Annotated in this window: 14 protein-coding genes; 13 read left to right on the top strand and 1 reads right to left on the bottom strand. The window is 70.3% G+C overall.

Annotated elements, in window-relative coordinates; genetic code table 11:
* Window positions 1–40: 40 nt before the first annotated feature.
* The 4 genes from FFS51_RS05260 (at window position 41) to FFS51_RS05245 (ending at window position 4152) form a co-directional block, all read left to right on the top strand.
* Window positions 41–805 carry an SDR family NAD(P)-dependent oxidoreductase gene (locus FFS51_RS05260; protein WP_056209395.1) on the top strand — a complete coding sequence of 255 codons (765 nt, stop codon included), beginning with the start codon at window positions 41–43 and terminating at the stop codon, window positions 803–805.
* A gap of 42 nt (window positions 806–847) precedes the next feature.
* The gene (gene dapA / locus FFS51_RS05255) at window positions 848–1825 is read left to right on the top strand and encodes a 4-hydroxy-tetrahydrodipicolinate synthase (RefSeq protein ID WP_045247710.1); all 978 of its coding nucleotides are present in this window, start codon (window positions 848–850) and stop codon (window positions 1823–1825) included.
* Window positions 1826–1939: 114 nt separating this feature from the next.
* Complete coding sequence (locus FFS51_RS05250) at window positions 1940–3616, top strand: ribonuclease J (protein ID WP_137877732.1); 1677 nt, start codon at window positions 1940–1942, stop codon at window positions 3614–3616.
* A gap of 41 nt (window positions 3617–3657) precedes the next feature.
* A complete protein-coding gene (locus FFS51_RS05245; RefSeq protein WP_056209389.1) occupies window positions 3658–4152 on the top strand; it encodes a GNAT family N-acetyltransferase in 495 nt (164 codons plus the stop codon).
* A gap of 15 nt (window positions 4153–4167) precedes the next feature.
* On the opposite strand, the gene FFS51_RS05240 is transcribed toward FFS51_RS05245, so the two are convergent.
* On the bottom strand, window positions 4168–5454 hold the full coding sequence (locus FFS51_RS05240; protein WP_137877731.1) for an acetyl-CoA C-acetyltransferase: 1287 nt from the start codon (window positions 5452–5454) through the stop codon (window positions 4168–4170).
* A 143-nt stretch (window positions 5455–5597) separates the two neighbouring features.
* On the opposite strand from FFS51_RS05240, the gene FFS51_RS05235 reads away from it, so the two are divergent.
* The 9 genes from FFS51_RS05235 to miaA all read left to right on the top strand — a co-directional run bounded on the left by FFS51_RS05235 (window position 5598) and on the right by miaA (window position 14697).
* Window positions 5598–8246 carry an FtsK/SpoIIIE family DNA translocase gene (locus FFS51_RS05235; protein ID WP_137877730.1) on the top strand — a complete coding sequence of 883 codons (2649 nt, stop codon included), beginning with the start codon at window positions 5598–5600 and terminating at the stop codon, window positions 8244–8246.
* Between the two features lie 2 nt (window positions 8247–8248).
* Window positions 8249–8827 carry a CDP-diacylglycerol--glycerol-3-phosphate 3-phosphatidyltransferase gene (pgsA, locus tag FFS51_RS05230; protein ID WP_137877729.1) on the top strand — a complete coding sequence of 193 codons (579 nt, stop codon included), beginning with the start codon at window positions 8249–8251 and terminating at the stop codon, window positions 8825–8827.
* The gene (locus FFS51_RS05225) at window positions 8824–9375 is read left to right on the top strand and encodes a CinA family protein (RefSeq protein WP_048809035.1); all 552 of its coding nucleotides are present in this window, start codon (window positions 8824–8826) and stop codon (window positions 9373–9375) included. The genes pgsA and FFS51_RS05225 overlap by 4 nt, the downstream gene beginning before the upstream one ends.
* Before the next feature lie 157 nt (window positions 9376–9532).
* A complete protein-coding gene (locus tag FFS51_RS05220) occupies window positions 9533–9841 on the top strand; it encodes a helix-turn-helix domain-containing protein (RefSeq protein WP_045247604.1) in 309 nt (102 codons plus the stop codon).
* 1 nt (window position 9842) lies between these two features.
* Entirely contained in the window at window positions 9843–10067 is a 225-nt protein-coding gene (locus tag FFS51_RS05215; protein WP_045247605.1) for a DUF3046 domain-containing protein, read from the top strand.
* Between the two features lie 259 nt (window positions 10068–10326).
* A complete protein-coding gene (recA, locus tag FFS51_RS05210; protein WP_056209378.1) occupies window positions 10327–11379 on the top strand; it encodes a recombinase RecA in 1053 nt (350 codons plus the stop codon).
* 2 nt (window positions 11380–11381) lie between these two features.
* On the top strand, window positions 11382–12167 hold the full coding sequence (locus FFS51_RS05205; RefSeq protein ID WP_137877727.1) for a regulatory protein RecX: 786 nt from the start codon (window positions 11382–11384) through the stop codon (window positions 12165–12167).
* Between the two features lie 59 nt (window positions 12168–12226).
* A complete protein-coding gene (miaB, locus tag FFS51_RS05200) occupies window positions 12227–13774 on the top strand; it encodes a tRNA (N6-isopentenyl adenosine(37)-C2)-methylthiotransferase MiaB (protein ID WP_137877726.1) in 1548 nt (515 codons plus the stop codon).
* The gene (gene miaA, locus FFS51_RS05195; RefSeq protein ID WP_137877725.1) at window positions 13771–14697 is read left to right on the top strand and encodes a tRNA (adenosine(37)-N6)-dimethylallyltransferase MiaA; all 927 of its coding nucleotides are present in this window, start codon (window positions 13771–13773) and stop codon (window positions 14695–14697) included. The genes miaB and miaA overlap by 4 nt, the downstream gene beginning before the upstream one ends.
* Window positions 14698–14703 lie beyond the last annotated feature (6 nt).

The raw sequence follows: 14703 nt of genomic DNA, 5'->3' as shown, positions 1-14703 counted from the left end.
CCCGCTCGTGACGCGCGGGCGCACCACGTAGGCTGGCGCCATGGCGCGCACGGCTCTCATCACCGGCGCGAGCGCGGGCCTCGGGGCCGAGTACGCTCGCCAGCTCGCACAGCGCGGGGCCTCCCTCGTGCTCGTCGCCCGCAGTCATGATGCGCTCGAGCAGCTCGCCAGCCAGCTGCGCGGCAGCTACGGTGTCGAGGTCGAGACGCTGGCCGTCGATCTTCTCAAGCGTCGCGAGCGCGCGAAGGTGGAGGCGCGCCTGCGCGATCGCGCTCGTCCGATCGAGCTGCTGATCAACAACGCCGGGTTCGGTCTGCCGCTCGCGTTCGAGCGCAACGACGTCGAGCTCGAGGTCTCCCACCTGAAGCTCCACGTGGAGGTGCCGCTGCGACTGACCCATGCGGCCCTCGGTGCGATGCTCGAGCGCGGCCGCGGGCGCATCGTCAACGTCGCCTCGGTCGCCGGCTTCCTCCCGCGCTCGACCTACGGCGCCTGCAAGGGCTGGCTCATTTCGTTCAGCCGCTGGGCGAACGTGCAGTACACGCCTCGGGGCGTGACGGTCACCGCCGTCTGCCCGGGCTTCACGCACACGAGCTTCCACGAGCGCATGGGGCTCGCGCCCGGGAACGAAGGAGTGCCCTCGGGTCTCTGGCTCGATGCGTCACTCGTCGTCTCGGAATCGCTGCGGGATGTCGCCCGTGGCAAGTCCGTCTCGATCCCGTCGCTGCGGTACAAGATCCTGGTGCGCCTGACCGCGCTCCTCCCCGATGCGATCGCCGCCCGCATCGGCCAGCGGGGGCGCTGATTCCCGCAATCCAGGGCCGTGTGAACCGATAGCCTTGTGACCATGACGCACACGGGCAATCCCTTCGGACAGGTGCTCGTCGCGCTCGTCACCCCGATGACGGCCGACGGCGAGGTCGACTGGCCCGCCGTCGAGAAGCACATCGACGACGTGATCACCGCGGGAGCCGACGGCATCGTCGTCACCGGCACGACGGGGGAGACCTCGACCCTCACCGACCCCGAGAAGCTCAAGCTCGTCGAGGTCGGCAAGGATGTCGCATCCGGTCGGGCGAAGATCATCACCGGGGGCGGCTCGAACGAGACCGCCCACGCGATCGAGCTCTACAAGGCCAGCGAGAAGGCCGGCGCCGACGGCATCATGATCGTCACGCCGTACTACAACAAGCCCACGCAGGCCGGCATCCTCACGCACTTCCGGCTGGTCGCCGACGCGACCGACCTGCCGGTGATCCTCTACGACATCCCCGGTCGCACCGGCGTGCCGATCAAGTACGAGACGATCCTGCGTCTCGCGAAGCACCCGAACATCCTCGCGATCAAAGACGCCAAGGGCGACTTCAGCGAGGTCAGCCGTGTGCTCAACCAGACCGATCTGCTCTACTTCTCCGGTGACGACGCGAACGTGCTGCCGCACCTCGCGATCGGCGCGACCGGACTCATCGGCGTCACCGCGAACATCACGGCCACCCCGTACCGCACGATCGTCGACGCGGTGAACCGCGGCGACCTCGCGGCGGCGACCGCCGAGCACCAGCGCCTCGAACCGCTCGTGCGTGCCGTCATGACGCATGTGCCCGGCACGGTGAGTGCGAAGTACATCCTCCACGGCCTCGGCCGCATCGGCAGCCCCCGCGTGCGCCTGCCGCTCGTCGGCCCCGAGGAATGGGAGGCCGCGATCATCGAGGACGAGCTCGCCCTCGTGACCGGCGTGCCCGGCGCCGATTTCTCCAACTTCCGCCCCGACCGCAACGCGGCCGCGGGCGGCGCGCTGCCGAAGGTCCACGGCACGACCCGCTGACACCGTCCGCCGCGAGTGCGGACACAAAAGCCGCGTGAGCGGCCATACCGAGACGCCGCCCCCGCGGCGAGATGACGGATGCGCGCGAGGCGCGGCATCCCGGAAAGGCTCTGCATGCCCACCCAGGTCTACGATCCGCCCGCCCTCGACACCGGCACCCTGCGCGTCACGCCCCTCGGCGGACTCGGCGAGGTCGGCCGCAACATGACCGTGTTCGAGTACGACGGGCGTCTGCTCGTGGTCGACTGCGGCGTGCTCTTCCCCGAGGAGCACCAGCCCGGCGTCGACCTGATCCTCCCCGACCTCGGTCCGCTGCGGGACCGGCTGGCCGACATCGAGGCGGTCGTGCTCACCCACGGCCACGAGGACCACATCGGCGCCGTCCCCTACCTGCTGCGGCTGCGCCAGGACATCCCGATCATCGGCTCGCAGCTGACGCTCGCCCTCACCGAGGCGAAGCTCAAGGAACACCGCATCAAGCCGTATTCGCTGACCGTCGCCGAGGGGCAGCGCGAGAAGGTCGGTCCGTTCGACCTCGAGTTCGTCGCCGTCAACCACTCCATCCCCGACGCGCTCGCCGTCGCGATCCGCACACCCGCGGGCCTCGTGCTCGCCACCGGCGACTTCAAGATGGACCAGCTGCCGCTCGACGGCCGCCTCACCGACCTGCGGGCGTTCGCTCGGCTCGGCGAGGAGGGCGTCGACCTCTTCCTCGTGGACTCCACGAACGCGGATGTCCCGGGCTTCACGCCGCTCGAGCGCTCGATCGGCCCCGTGCTCGACCAGGTCATCGCCAAGGCCCCGCGCCGCGTGATCGTCGCGAGCTTCTCGTCGCACGTGCACCGCGTGCAGCAGGTGCTCGACGCCGCTGCCGTTCACGGCCGTCGGCTCGCCTTCCTGGGACGCAGCATGGTGCGCAACATGACGATCGCCGAGGACCTGGGCTACCTGACGGTGCCCGACGGCGTGCTCATCGACTACAAGAAGGCGCAGAACCTTCCCGACGACCAGGTCGTCTTCATGTCGACCGGATCGCAGGGCGAGCCCATGGCGGTGCTCAGCCGCATGGCGAACCTCGACCACGCCATCGAACCCGGACCGGGCGATACTGTGATCCTCGCGTCGAGCCTCATCCCCGGCAACGAGAACGCCGTCTACCGGGTGATCGACGGACTCACCAAGCTCGGCGCGAACGTCGTGCACAAGGCCAACGCCAAGGTGCACGTGTCGGGTCATGCCGCCGCGGGCGAGCTGCTCTACTGCTACAACATCCTCAAGCCCCGCAACGTGCTGCCGGTGCACGGCGAGTACCGCCACCTCATGGCCAACGCGAAGCTCGCGCAGGAGACCGGCGTCGAGCCGGAGCGCACGATCCTCGCCGAGAACGGCACGGTCATCGACCTGAAGGACGGCCGAGCGCGCATCGTCGGCCAGCTTGACGTGGGCTTCGTCTACGTCGACGGCTCGAGCGTGGGCGAGATCACCGACGCCGACCTGAAGGACCGCCGCATCCTCGGCGAGGAGGGGTTCATCTCCGTCATCGTCGTGGTGGATGCCGCGACCGGCCGCATCGTCTCCGGGCCTGATGTCCACGCGCGCGGTGTCGCCGAGGACGACTCGGTCTTCGACACGGTGAAGCCGAAGATCGCGGCTGCTCTCACCGAGGCTGTGCAGTCGGGCGTGCGCGACACGCACGCACTGTCGCAGGTCGTGCGGCGCACGATCGGTCGCTGGGTCAACCAGTCGCTGCGTCGTCGCCCGATGATCGTGCCGCTGGTCATCGAGGCCTGAGCGGATCGGGCGCGGGCATCGGCGGGACTACGATCTGAGGCATGCCCGAGTCGTTCGCGATCCGGCCGGCGACGAGGTCGGACGGAGCGTTTCTCGCCGACATGGTCGTGGAAGCGGCCAATTGGCGACCGGGTTCGGCGCGCCCTCGGCACGAGGTGCTCGGCTCGCCCGAGCACAGCCGCTATCTCGCCGGCTGGATGCGCCCCGGCGACGCGGGATTCGTCGCGACCTCGCCCACCGGTGAGCCGATCGGTGCGGCCTGGTATCGCATGTTTCCGCGCTCGGACCCCGGCTTCGGATATGTCGCCACCGGTGTGCCCGAGCTGATCATCGGGGTGCGTCCGATCTGGCGGGCGCACGGTGTGGGCCGCGCGTTGCTCCAGCGTCTCGCCGCCCATGCCGCGTCCGCCGGCTATCAGCGTCTGAGCCTCAGCGTCGAGCGCGGCAACTTCGCCGCCACGTTGTACCGCTCCGAGGGCTTCGCGGTGACTCAGCCCACGAGCGGCCGCGACATCATGGTGAAGCGGCTGCGGTGAGGCATCCGCTCGTCGTCACGCCGCCTTCAGCAGCGCGGTGACGCCGAGGCCGCCGGCCGCGCAGACCGAGATGAGTGCGGTGCCGCCGCCCCGCTCGTGCAGGATCTTCGCGGTGCCGGCGAGGATGCGCCCGCCGGTCGCCGCGAACGGATGCCCCGTGGCGAGGCTCCCACCCTTGATGTTGAGCTTCGTGCGGTCGATGGGCCCGAGCGGGGCGTCGAGTCCGAGCCGGGTGCGGCAGTAGTCGGCGTCCTCCCACGCCGCGAGCGTGCACAGCACCTGTCCGGCGAAGGCCTCGTGGATGTCGTACACGTCGATGTCCTGCAGGGTGAGCCCGTTGCGCGCGAGCAGGCGCGGGACCGCGTAGGCGGGTGCCATCAGCAGGCCCTCCGGGCCGGGGCCGGCGAAGTCGACGGCGGCCGTCTCTGCGTCGATGACGTACGCGAGGGGGTGAAGGCCCCGTTCGGCACCCCACGACTCCGTGCCGAGCAGCACCGCCGACGCGCCGTCGGTGAGGGGCGTCGAATTGCCGGCCGTGAGCGTGCCGCGTCCGCTCGTGCGATCGAAGACCGGGGAGAGCGCGCCGAGCCGCTCGAGGGAGATGTCGGTGCGCAGGTTGTTGTCGCGGGTGAGCCCGCGGTACGGCACGACGAGATCGTCGAAGAACCCCGCCTCCCACGCGGCGGCGGCGTTGCGGTGAGACGCGTAGGCGAGCTCGTCCTGCGCGGCGCGGGTGATGCCCCACTCCTTCACCATGAGCTCGGTGTGCTCGCCCATGCTCAGGCCCGTGCGCGGCTCGCCGTTGCTGGGCACGTGGGGGCGCAGCATCCGCGGGCGGAAGCCGGCGAACAGCTTCGCCCGAGCACCGAACGAGCGCGCCCGGTTGGCGCGCAGAAGCAGATGACGCAGCCCCTCGTCGAGCGCGAGGGGGGCATCGGATGTCGTGTCGACCCCGCCGGCGATCGCCGAGTCGATCTGCCCGAGCGCGATCTTGTTCGCGACGGTCACCGCCGCCTGCAGCCCGGTGCCGCACGCCATCTGCACGTCGAACGCGGCGCTGGCGGGGGAGAGGGTCGTGCTGAGCGCCGACTCGCGGGTCAGGTTGAAGTCGCGCGAGTGCTTGAGCACGGCTCCGGCCGCGATCTCGCCGATGCGCTCGCCGTGCAGGTCGAACGCGTCGGCGACGGCCTGCAGCGTGGTCGTGAGCATGTCCTGATTGGATGCGTCGGCGTAGGCCGTGTTCGAGCGTGCGAACGGGATGCGTCGGCCGCCGTAGACGGCGACGGGGCGGGGTGGGGTCATGGGGGATCCTCCGTGCCCGCGTCGGCGCGGGCCTTCCGGCATCCTCCCACCGCACGCGGGCGTGAGGGGCGTCGCGGCGGCGTGTGGCCGCGGCATCCGCGTCGCTACCGGCCAGTGTCGGCCCGGACGCCTACCGTGGAGGCATGCCCAGGAGCAGCAGCGCCACCTCGAGCGGCCGCGCGCCCGCGAAGAGCGGTGCGTCGCGCGCTCGCAAGCCCGAACCGACCCCGCGCGGCTACGTCGGCGAGCCTGACAGGCCGGCCCTCGCGGTGCGCGCCTGGATGGGGCTCGCGCACGGCGTCGGCGGGCTGTTCCGCGCGTTCGGGCCCGAGACGCTCGAGAAGGAGCAGCGCCGCGACGGTCTCCCGTTCCTCCTGGTCGTCCTCGCGGTCGCGGGCGCCGTGGTCGAGTGGTTCCTCATCGGCACGGATGTCTCCGCCTCCGTCTCCGCCTACAGCGTCGGCGGGCTGGTCGGACGGCTCGCGTTCCTCATGCCGGTGCTGCTCGTGCTCCTCGCCGGGTGGCTGTTCCGTCATCCGGCCTCGGTGCACGACAACGGTCGCATCGGCATCGGCTTCCTGCTGTTCGTCGTCGCGATCGCGGGCTTCTGCCACGTGGCCGGCGGACGGCCTGCTCCCTCCCAGGGTCTTCCGGCGCTGAGCGGCGCCGGAGGCCTCTTCGGCTGGATGGTGGCCGAGCCGCTCGCCTACCTCCTTTCCCCGATCGGCGCGTACCTCGCCCTGGGGCTCCTCGCCGCGCTCAGCGTGCTGATCCTCACCAAGACCCCGCCGAACCGCATCGGCCGCAGGCTCGGCGACCTGTACGCGTGGATGTTCGGCACCGAGCGCGTGTCCGAGCCCGACGCCTCCGCCGAGGCGGCCGATGAGACGCTGCCGGCGTGGCGTCGCAACCGCGGGCGTCGCGAGAAGGATGCCTCGACCTCCCCGTCGCAGGACCTCACCGAGCTGCTCTTCACGACCGATGACGCCCAGGGCGGGTTCGACCAGGCCGTCGCACCGGTGCCCACCGATGCGATCACCGAGGTCGTCGATCCCTCGATCATCCGCGCGGCGCGCACGCAGGCGGCTCGCAACGCGGCGACCTCCCTCGTCGACGACGGCGACACCGGCCCGCAGGAGGCACTGCCCGATGTGGTCGGCTTCGGATCGGATGCCGCGGGCCTCCCGCCCGCCGCCCCCTACCGGCTGCCGGCCGTGACGACCCTGGCGCCCGGCGCGCCCGGCAAGGCGCGTTCGGCGGCGAACGACGAGGTCGTCCGGGCGATCACCGGGGTGCTCGACCAGTTCCAGGTCGATGCGCGGGTCACCGGCTTCTCCCGCGGACCGACAGTCACGCAGTACGAGATCGAGCTCGGCCCCGGTGTGAAGGTCGAGCGCATCACGGCGCTCACCAACAACATCGCCTACGCGGTGGCCTCCAACGAGGTGCGCATCCTCGCCCCGATTCCCGGCAAGAGCGCCATCGGCGTCGAGATCCCCAACACCGACCGCGAGATCGTCACCCTCGGCGACGTGCTGCGTTCCTCGACCGCGCAGCAGCAGACCCATCCCATGACGATCGGCGTCGGCAAGGACGTCAGCGGCTCCTACGTCGTCGCCAACCTCGCGAAGATGCCCCACCTGCTGGTCGCGGGCTCCACCGGTTCCGGCAAGTCGAGCTTCGTGAACTCGATGATCACGAGCCTGCTGATGCGCGCCAAGCCCGCCGACGTGCGCATGGTGCTCATCGACCCGAAGCGCGTCGAGCTGACCTCGTACGCCGGCGTGCCGCACCTCATCACCCCCATCATCACGAACCCGAAGAAGGCGGCCGAAGCGCTGCAGTGGGTCGTGAAGGAGATGGACATGCGGTACGACGACCTCGCGTCGTTCGGGTTCCGCCACATCGACGACTTCAACCGCGCCGTCGTCGCCGGTCAGGTCGAGTTGCCGGCCGGCTCCGAGCGCGTGCTCAAGCCCTACCCCTACCTGCTGGTCGTCGTCGACGAGCTCGCCGACCTCATGATGGTCGCCCCGCGCGACGTCGAGGACTCGATCGTTCGCATCACGCAGCTCGCCCGGGCCAGCGGCATCCATCTCGTGCTCGCCACCCAGCGTCCGAGCGTCGACGTCGTCACGGGTCTCATCAAGGCCAACGTGCCCTCGCGGCTCGCGTTCGCGGTCACGAGCGTCACCGACTCGCGCGTCATCCTCGACCAGCCGGGCGCCGACCGTCTCATCGGACAGGGCGACGGGCTGTTCCTGCCGATGGGGGCGTCCAAGCCGCTGCGCGTGCAGGGCGCGTGGGTCAGCGAGGCGGAGATCGAGAAGGTCGTCGCCCACGTCACCGGACAGGCCCGCCCCGACTACCGTGCCGACGTGCAGGCCGCCGCGGAGAGGAAGGAGATCGACGCCGACATCGGCGACGACCTCGAGCTGCTCCTCGCCGCCGCCGAGCTGATCGTCAGCTCCCAGTTCGGCTCGACCTCGATGCTGCAGCGCAAGCTGCGGGTCGGGTTCGCGAAGGCCGGACGCCTCATGGACCTCCTCGAGTCCCGCGAGATCGTCGGGCCCTCGGAGGGCTCGAAGGCGCGTGACGTGCTGGTCACCCCCGAGCAGCTGCCCGAGGTGCTCGCGCGTCTGCGCGGCGACGACGTGCCGACCGCGGCATCCGCCCCCGCTGGGATCGATGAGCGTTACGCCGACGATCCGGTTGAGCGGCAGTTCGACGGCTACGATGTCCTCGACTCCGACGGAGACGAGGATGCCTGGAGCCTGACCGGCCGCGACTGACCATGACGACGATTCCGCGACAGCTGCCCAACGCGATCACCATCGCGCGCATCCTCTGCGCGCCGGTCTTCCTGTGGCTGCTTCTTTCCGACGGCGGCACCGACGGAGGCCTGCGGTGGGCCGCCGCTCTGCTGTTCGTCGTCGCGATCGCGACCGACGGCATCGACGGGTACCTCGCCCGCAAGTACGAGGTCGTGACCGACCTCGGCAAGATCCTCGATCCGATCGCCGACAAGGTGATCACCGGCTGCGCGTTCGTCGGCCTCTCGATCCTCGGCGAGCTGCCCTGGTGGGTGACGATCATCGTCCTCGTGCGCGAGATCGGCATCACCGTCTACCGCTTCATCGTCATCAGCGACCACGTGCTCGCCGCAGCGTGGATGGGCAAGCTCAAGACCGTCGCCCAGGCCGTCGCGATCACGCTCGCCATCGCGCCGCTGTGGACGGTGCTCGGCGGCTGGGTCTCATGGTTCGTCGTGGCGACCATGTGGATCGCCGTCATCCTCACGATCGCGAGCGGCATCGACTACCTCGTGACCGAGATCCGCGGCGCCCGCGCGGCGCGGCGGTCGGCCACGTGACCGACATCGACGCGCACGACGGCAGCGCCGACGCGGAGGAGACGCTCGTGCGCTCCCGACCGGCGGCGCCTGCCTCCGACGCGGCCCGCCTCATCGCCCGGCTCGACGACCTCGGCTGGCGCATCGGTGTCGCGGAATCGCTCACGGGCGGCGCAGTGACCGCCCAGCTCGTCGCGGTGCCCGGGGCATCCGCTCACGTGCAGGGCGGAATCGTCGCCTACGCGACCGAGCTGAAGGCCACGCTGCTCGGCGTCGATGCCGAGGTGCTCGCGCTCCACGGCGCCGTGCAGCCCAAGGTCGCCCGCCAGATGGCGGAAGGGGTGCGCGGCGCGCTCGCCCTCCCCGGAGTCGAGGTGCAGGTCGGCATCGCGACGACCGGCATCGCGGGGCCGACCTCGCCCGACGGGCAGCCGGTGGGAACCGTGCACATCGCCGTGTCCACCCCCCTCGGCACGCGTGTCGAATCGCTGCAGCTCGACGGCGACCGCGACGGCATCCGTGCCGAGACGGTGCGCCGCGTCATCCGGCTCGCTCTCGACGCCCTCTGAGGGGTCACCGTGGCGAGGGGAATAGGGCCTGTTTCCGGTCGGTTACATTCGGTGATTCTGGCCCGATGCCCAGCGGCGCGGGTTAGATTGACTGCAACCGGTGAGGTAGCGTGGTCCCCCCGGACCGCGACCCGAGATGAGTGAGGAGGGGACCCGAATGATCCTGGTACGTCATGAGATCGGCGAAGTCCTGCGGGACCTGCGCCAGCAGAAGGGCCGTACCCTCCGTCAGGTGGCCAGCCGCGCGAGCATCGCGCTCGGCTACCTCAGCGAGGTGGAGCGCGGGCAGAAGGAGGCGTCGAGCGAGATCCTCGCCGCGGTCGCCGATGCGCTCGATGTATCGATCGCGATGATCATGCGCGAAGTCGCCGACCGACTCCTGGTGCTCGAGGGTCTGCAGGTCTTCCCCGATGTCGTCCCCGACGAGCTGGTGGCCTCGGTCGAGCCCGAGCTCTCGCTGCGCTGAGGTGCGACGCAGCGAATTCGAACGCGCGGTGTCCGACGAATTCGGAGCGCGCGGTCCCGCGATCGTCGCGGACCTGGTGCTCTCCGAGCTCGGCGGGCGCACCCCCGTCGAGGCGCTCGATGCCGGCCTGGCGACGCGCGACGTCTGGCTCGCCCTGTGTGAGGCGACGGATGTCCCGCTCTCGCGCCGCCACGGCGCCGGACGCCTCGAGCCGAAGCGTCACTGACCCGTCCGTCGCTCCGATGAATGACGGTGTGTCGTTCGGCGTGTCGTCGAAGATCCGTTCGATGTCGGCGTAGTCTCCTTCACATCCGGTGACGTTCTCGTCGCCCTCACGGAATGCCGCAACGCCCCCGACCGATGTCGGAGATGCGGCCTAGCGTGAGGGACGTCGAACGACACCAGACGCCTTGCCGGGAACACCCTCACCGTGGGGGCGGCCCGGCAGCCTACAGGCAGCGGAACGCGAGCAGAAGGAGTACGCCATGCCATCACCCGTCGAGCGCGAGAAGGCCCTCGAGTCGGCCCTCGCCCAGATCGACCGCCAGTTCGGAAAGGGCTCGGTCATGCGGCTGGGCAGCGACGAGCGCGCGCCGGTCGAAGTCATCCCCACCGGTTCCATCGCCCTCGACGTCGCCCTCGGCGTCGGTGGTCTTCCTCGCGGCCGCATCATCGAGATCTACGGTCCGGAGTCGTCGGGTAAGACCACGCTGACCCTCCACGCGATCGCCAACGTGCAGCGCGCGGGCGGCATCGCCGCATTCATCGACGCCGAGCACGCGCTCGACCCCGACTACGCCGCGAAGCTCGGCGTCGACATCGACCAGCTGCTCGTCTCGCAGCCCGACACCGGTGAGCAGGCGCTCGAGATCGCCGACATGCTCGTGCGTTCGGGCGCAATCGACCTGGTCGTCATCGACTCGGTCGCCGCCCTCGTCCCCAAGGCCGAGATCGAAGGCGAGATGGGCGACTCGCACGTGGGCCTGCAGGCGCGCTTGATGTCGCAGGCGCTCCGGAAGCTCACCGGTGGCCTGAACCAGACCAAGACCACCGCGATCTTCATCAACCAGCTGCGCGAGAAGATCGGCGTCTTCTTCGGCTCGCCCGAGACCACTGCCGGCGGGAAGGCGCTCAAGTTCTACGCGTCGGTACGCCTCGACATCCGCCGCATCGAGACGCTGAAGGACGGTACCGACGCGGTCGGTAACCGCACTCGCGTCAAGGTCGTCAAGAACAAGATGGCGCCGCCCTTCAAGCAGGCGGAGTTCGACATCCTGTTCGGCACGGGCATCTCGCGCGAAGGAAGCCTCATCGACTTCGGTGTCGAGCACGGCATCGTCAAGAAGTCGGGTGCCTGGTACACCTACGACGGCGAGCAGCTCGGTCAGGGCAAGGAGAACGCCCGGTCGTTCCTGCTCAAGAACGAGGACATCGCGGCTGACATCGAGCAGAAGATCAAGGCCAAGCTCGGCGTGGGCGTCCCGAAGGACGCCGATGCCGCCGTCGAAGACGAGCTCGCGAAGCGTCGTCCGGCCTGATCATGACGGTACCTCCCGGGGGCGAGCCCGACGGGCTCGCCCCCGTCATACCCCTCTTCGGGCGCTCCGCGTCGGCCGGCCTGCCGCGTCCGACGTTGGCGTCGTCCTCGACGGATGCCTCTCCCGACGCGCCTGCCGAACCCGACACGCGGTGGCACACCACCTGGACGGCACCGGCCGCCCGGGGGCTGCACGCGCTGGGAGCCGTCGACGACTCGACGCGCGCGCCGGATCGCAGGCGCAGCCCGTCGTCGGGTCGCGCGATCGCAGGCCCCGGTGACGGCGAGACACCGCCACCAGCGATCGACGCTGCGGCGGCGGAGCAGACCCTGCTGAAGCGCCTGCGGGGGCGGAGTCTGTCGGTGCGTGAGGCCCACGGTGTGCTGCGGGCCGAAGGACTTGATCAGATGCAGATCGACGAGATCATCGACGCCTGCGTCGATCGCGGTTACCTCGATGACGCGGCCCTCGCCGAGCAGCTCGTGCACAAGGGGCTTCAGAAGCGGCAGGGGAGGGGCGCCGTACGCCAGGCGCTCGTGCAGCGCGGTCTCGAACGCGAGGTGATCGACGTCACGATCGACCAGCTGCCCGATGACGAGGAGGAGCGCGCGCTCGAGTTCGCGCTCGGCAAGGCCCGCACCCTGCGCTCACTCCCTCCCGAGGTGGGGCTGCGCCGTCTCGTCGGACAACTGCAGCGCCGCGGCTTCAACGGGGCGACGTCGATGCGGGTCGCGCGGCAGGCCCTGGGCGAGCGACCCCGTACCTCCGGGGTGCGATTCACCGACTGACTCCGTCGCGTGCTGGTCAGGCCGTCTGTCGTGGAGCCGACCGTAGAATGACAGGCATCATGACCTCCCCTCGCAGTACCCCGACTCTCATCGCGCCGTCGTCGGCAGCCCTCGACGTCGACGGGCACGCGCGCACGTACGAGGTGCGCACATTCGGCTGCCAGATGAACGTGCACGACTCCGAGCGGCTTTCCGGCTCTCTCGAGAGCGCCGGGTACGTGCGCGCGGCCGACGGCGAGGATGCCGACGTCGTCGTGATCAACACCTGTGCCGTTCGCGACAACGCCGCCGGCAAGCTGTACGGCACCCTCGGCCACCTGAAGGCCCGCAAGGACGCCCGCGCCGGCATGCAGATCGCCGTCGGGGGATGTCTCGCCCAGATGGACAAGCAGGTCGTCCTCGACAAGGCGCCGTGGGTCGACGTCGTCTTCGGCACGCACAACATGGGCTCCCTTCCGACCCTTCTCGAGCGCGCACGCCACAACGGCGATGCCGAGCTCGAGATTCTCGAGTCGCTCGAAGTGTTCCCCTCGACGCTCCCGACCAAGCGCGACAGCGCCCACAGCGGCTGGGTGTCGATCTCCGTGGGCTGCAACAACACCTGCACGTTCTGCATCGTGCCGAGCCTGCGCGGCAAGGAGCGCGACCGGCGACCCGGAGACATCCTCAGCGAGATCAAGCTGCTGGTCGATGACGGCGCCATCGAGGTGACGCTCCTCGGTCAGAACGTCAACAGCTACGGCGTCGAGTTCGGCGACCGCGAGGCGTTCGGCAAGCTCCTGCGTGCCGCCGGCGAGATCGACGGTCTCGAGCGCATCCGCTTCACGAGCCCCCACCCCGCCGCGTTCACCGACGATGTCATCGACGCGATGGCCGAGACCGGTTCTGTCATGCCGCAGCTGCACATGCCGCTGCAGTCCGGCTCCGACCGCATCCTGAAGGCCATGCGCCGCTCGTACCGCAGCGAGCGCTTCCTCGGCATCCTCGACAGGGTGCGCGCCCGCATCCCGCACGCGGCGATCACGACCGACATCATCGTCGGCTTCCCGGGCGAGACCGACGAGGACTTCGAGGACACCCTGCGCGTCGTCGAGCAGGCCCGCTTCGCGAGCGCGTTCACCTTCCAGTACTCGATCCGCGAGGGTACGCCGGCGGCCACTATGCCCGACCAGGTGCCGAAGGCGGTCGTGCAGGAGCGCTACGAGCGCCTCGTCGCGCTGCAGGACCGCATCTCCCTCGAGGAGAACCAACGCCAAGTGGGACGCACCGTCAACGTGCTCGTCTCCACCGGTGAGGGCAAGAAGGATGCCGCGACCCTGCGTCTGACCGGACGCGCCGAAGACAACAGGCTCGTGCACTTCGCGGTGCCCGCCGGTTCGCCCGAACCGCGCCCGGGCGACGTCGTGACCGTCGAGATCACGCAGGCGGCGCCGTTCTACCTCCTCGCCGACGGCGAGCAGGGCGCCCTGCGCATCCGTCGCACCCGTGCCGGTGACGCCTGGGATCGCGGGCAGGCGGAGGCGTGCGGCATCCCGTCGCCCCATGGCGAGTCCGCACCGGGCGCGCCCGTGCGGCTGGGGCTGCCTACGCTCCGCGTCGGGGTGTGAGCGGCCGCGTCATCGCGGTCGTCGGCGCCACCGGCACCGGCAAGAGCGATCTGTCGCTGCGGCTCGCCGACCACCTCGCCGCGACCGGCGGTGCCGCCGAGATCGTGAACGCCGACGCGATGCAGCTCTACCGCGGCATGGACATCGGCACCGCCAAGCTCACGGTCGCCGAGCGCCGCGGCATCCCGCATCACCTGCTCGACGTGCTCAACGTGCGAGACGACGCCGCGGTCGCCTGGTACCAGACCGAGGCTCGGCGTCTCATCGATGAGATCCACGCGCGCGACGCCGATGCGATCCTCGTCGGCGGCTCGGGACTCTACGTCTCCGGTGTGATCTACGACTTCCGCTTCCCTCCGCGCGACGAGGCCGTGCGCGAGCGCCTCGAGGCGGAGCTCTCGGAGGACGGACCCGGCGTGCTGTTCGCGCGTCTGCGCGATCTCGACCCGGCCACGGCGCAGCGCATCGACCCGGCCAACGGGCGGCGCATCGTGCGCGCGCTCGAAGTGCTGGCGCAGGGCGAGGCGACGCACGGTGCAGCGCTTCCCGATGCCCCGGTGCTGTGGCGCGCGGACACCCTGCTCATGGCCCCCGGGGTCGCGCGCGACGAGCTCGTCGTCCGCCTCGACGCCCGCGTCGAGCGGATGTGGCGCGACGGCATCGTCGCCGAGGCCGAACGGCTGCGCGCCGACGGACTCGACGAGGGCGTCACCGCGCGCCGCGCGATCGGCTACGCACAGGCGCTCGATCAGCTCGACGGCGTGCTCACCGAGGCTGAGGCGATCGCCCAGGCCCAGGCGCTCACCCGCCGTTATGCGCGGCGGCAGGTGTCCTGGTTCCGCCGCTACGACGGTCTTGCGTGGGTCGAGCCGGATGCCGCGGCATCCGACGCCCTCGACGCGGCCCTCGCACGGCGCCCGTAGACTCGA

Source organism: Microbacterium sp. 4NA327F11, from assembly GCF_005503465.1.
In the GTDB taxonomy this organism is placed as follows: Bacteria; Actinomycetota; Actinomycetes; order Actinomycetales; family Microbacteriaceae; genus Microbacterium; species Microbacterium ginsengisoli.
The sequence above is the reverse complement of the archived record's forward strand: the minus strand, read 5'-3'. Positions and strand labels throughout refer to the sequence as shown.

Bases quoted from the DNA above. Each gene is read 5' to 3' on its own strand.
- FFS51_RS05235 (WP_137877730.1), top strand. From the start codon at position 5,598: ATGCCCAGGAGCAGCAGCGCCACCTCGAGCGGCCGCGCGCCCGCGAAG.
- miaB (WP_137877726.1), top strand. From the start codon at position 12,227: ATGACCTCCCCTCGCAGTACCCCGACTCTCATCGCGCCGTCGTCGGCA.
- FFS51_RS05240 (WP_137877731.1), bottom strand. From the start codon at position 5,454: ATGACCCCACCCCGCCCCGTCGCCGTCTACGGCGGCCGACGCATCCCG.
- FFS51_RS05245 (WP_056209389.1), top strand. From the start codon at position 3,658: ATGCCCGAGTCGTTCGCGATCCGGCCGGCGACGAGGTCGGACGGAGCG.
- pgsA (WP_137877729.1), top strand. From the start codon at position 8,249: ATGACGACGATTCCGCGACAGCTGCCCAACGCGATCACCATCGCGCGC.
- FFS51_RS05220 (WP_045247604.1), top strand. From the start codon at position 9,533: ATGATCCTGGTACGTCATGAGATCGGCGAAGTCCTGCGGGACCTGCGC.
- recA (WP_056209378.1), top strand. From the start codon at position 10,327: ATGCCATCACCCGTCGAGCGCGAGAAGGCCCTCGAGTCGGCCCTCGCC.
- FFS51_RS05205 (WP_137877727.1), top strand. From the start codon at position 11,382: ATGACGGTACCTCCCGGGGGCGAGCCCGACGGGCTCGCCCCCGTCATA.
- FFS51_RS05250 (WP_137877732.1), top strand. From the start codon at position 1,940: ATGCCCACCCAGGTCTACGATCCGCCCGCCCTCGACACCGGCACCCTG.
- dapA (WP_045247710.1), top strand. From the start codon at position 848: ATGACGCACACGGGCAATCCCTTCGGACAGGTGCTCGTCGCGCTCGTC.
- FFS51_RS05260 (WP_056209395.1), top strand. From the start codon at position 41: ATGGCGCGCACGGCTCTCATCACCGGCGCGAGCGCGGGCCTCGGGGCC.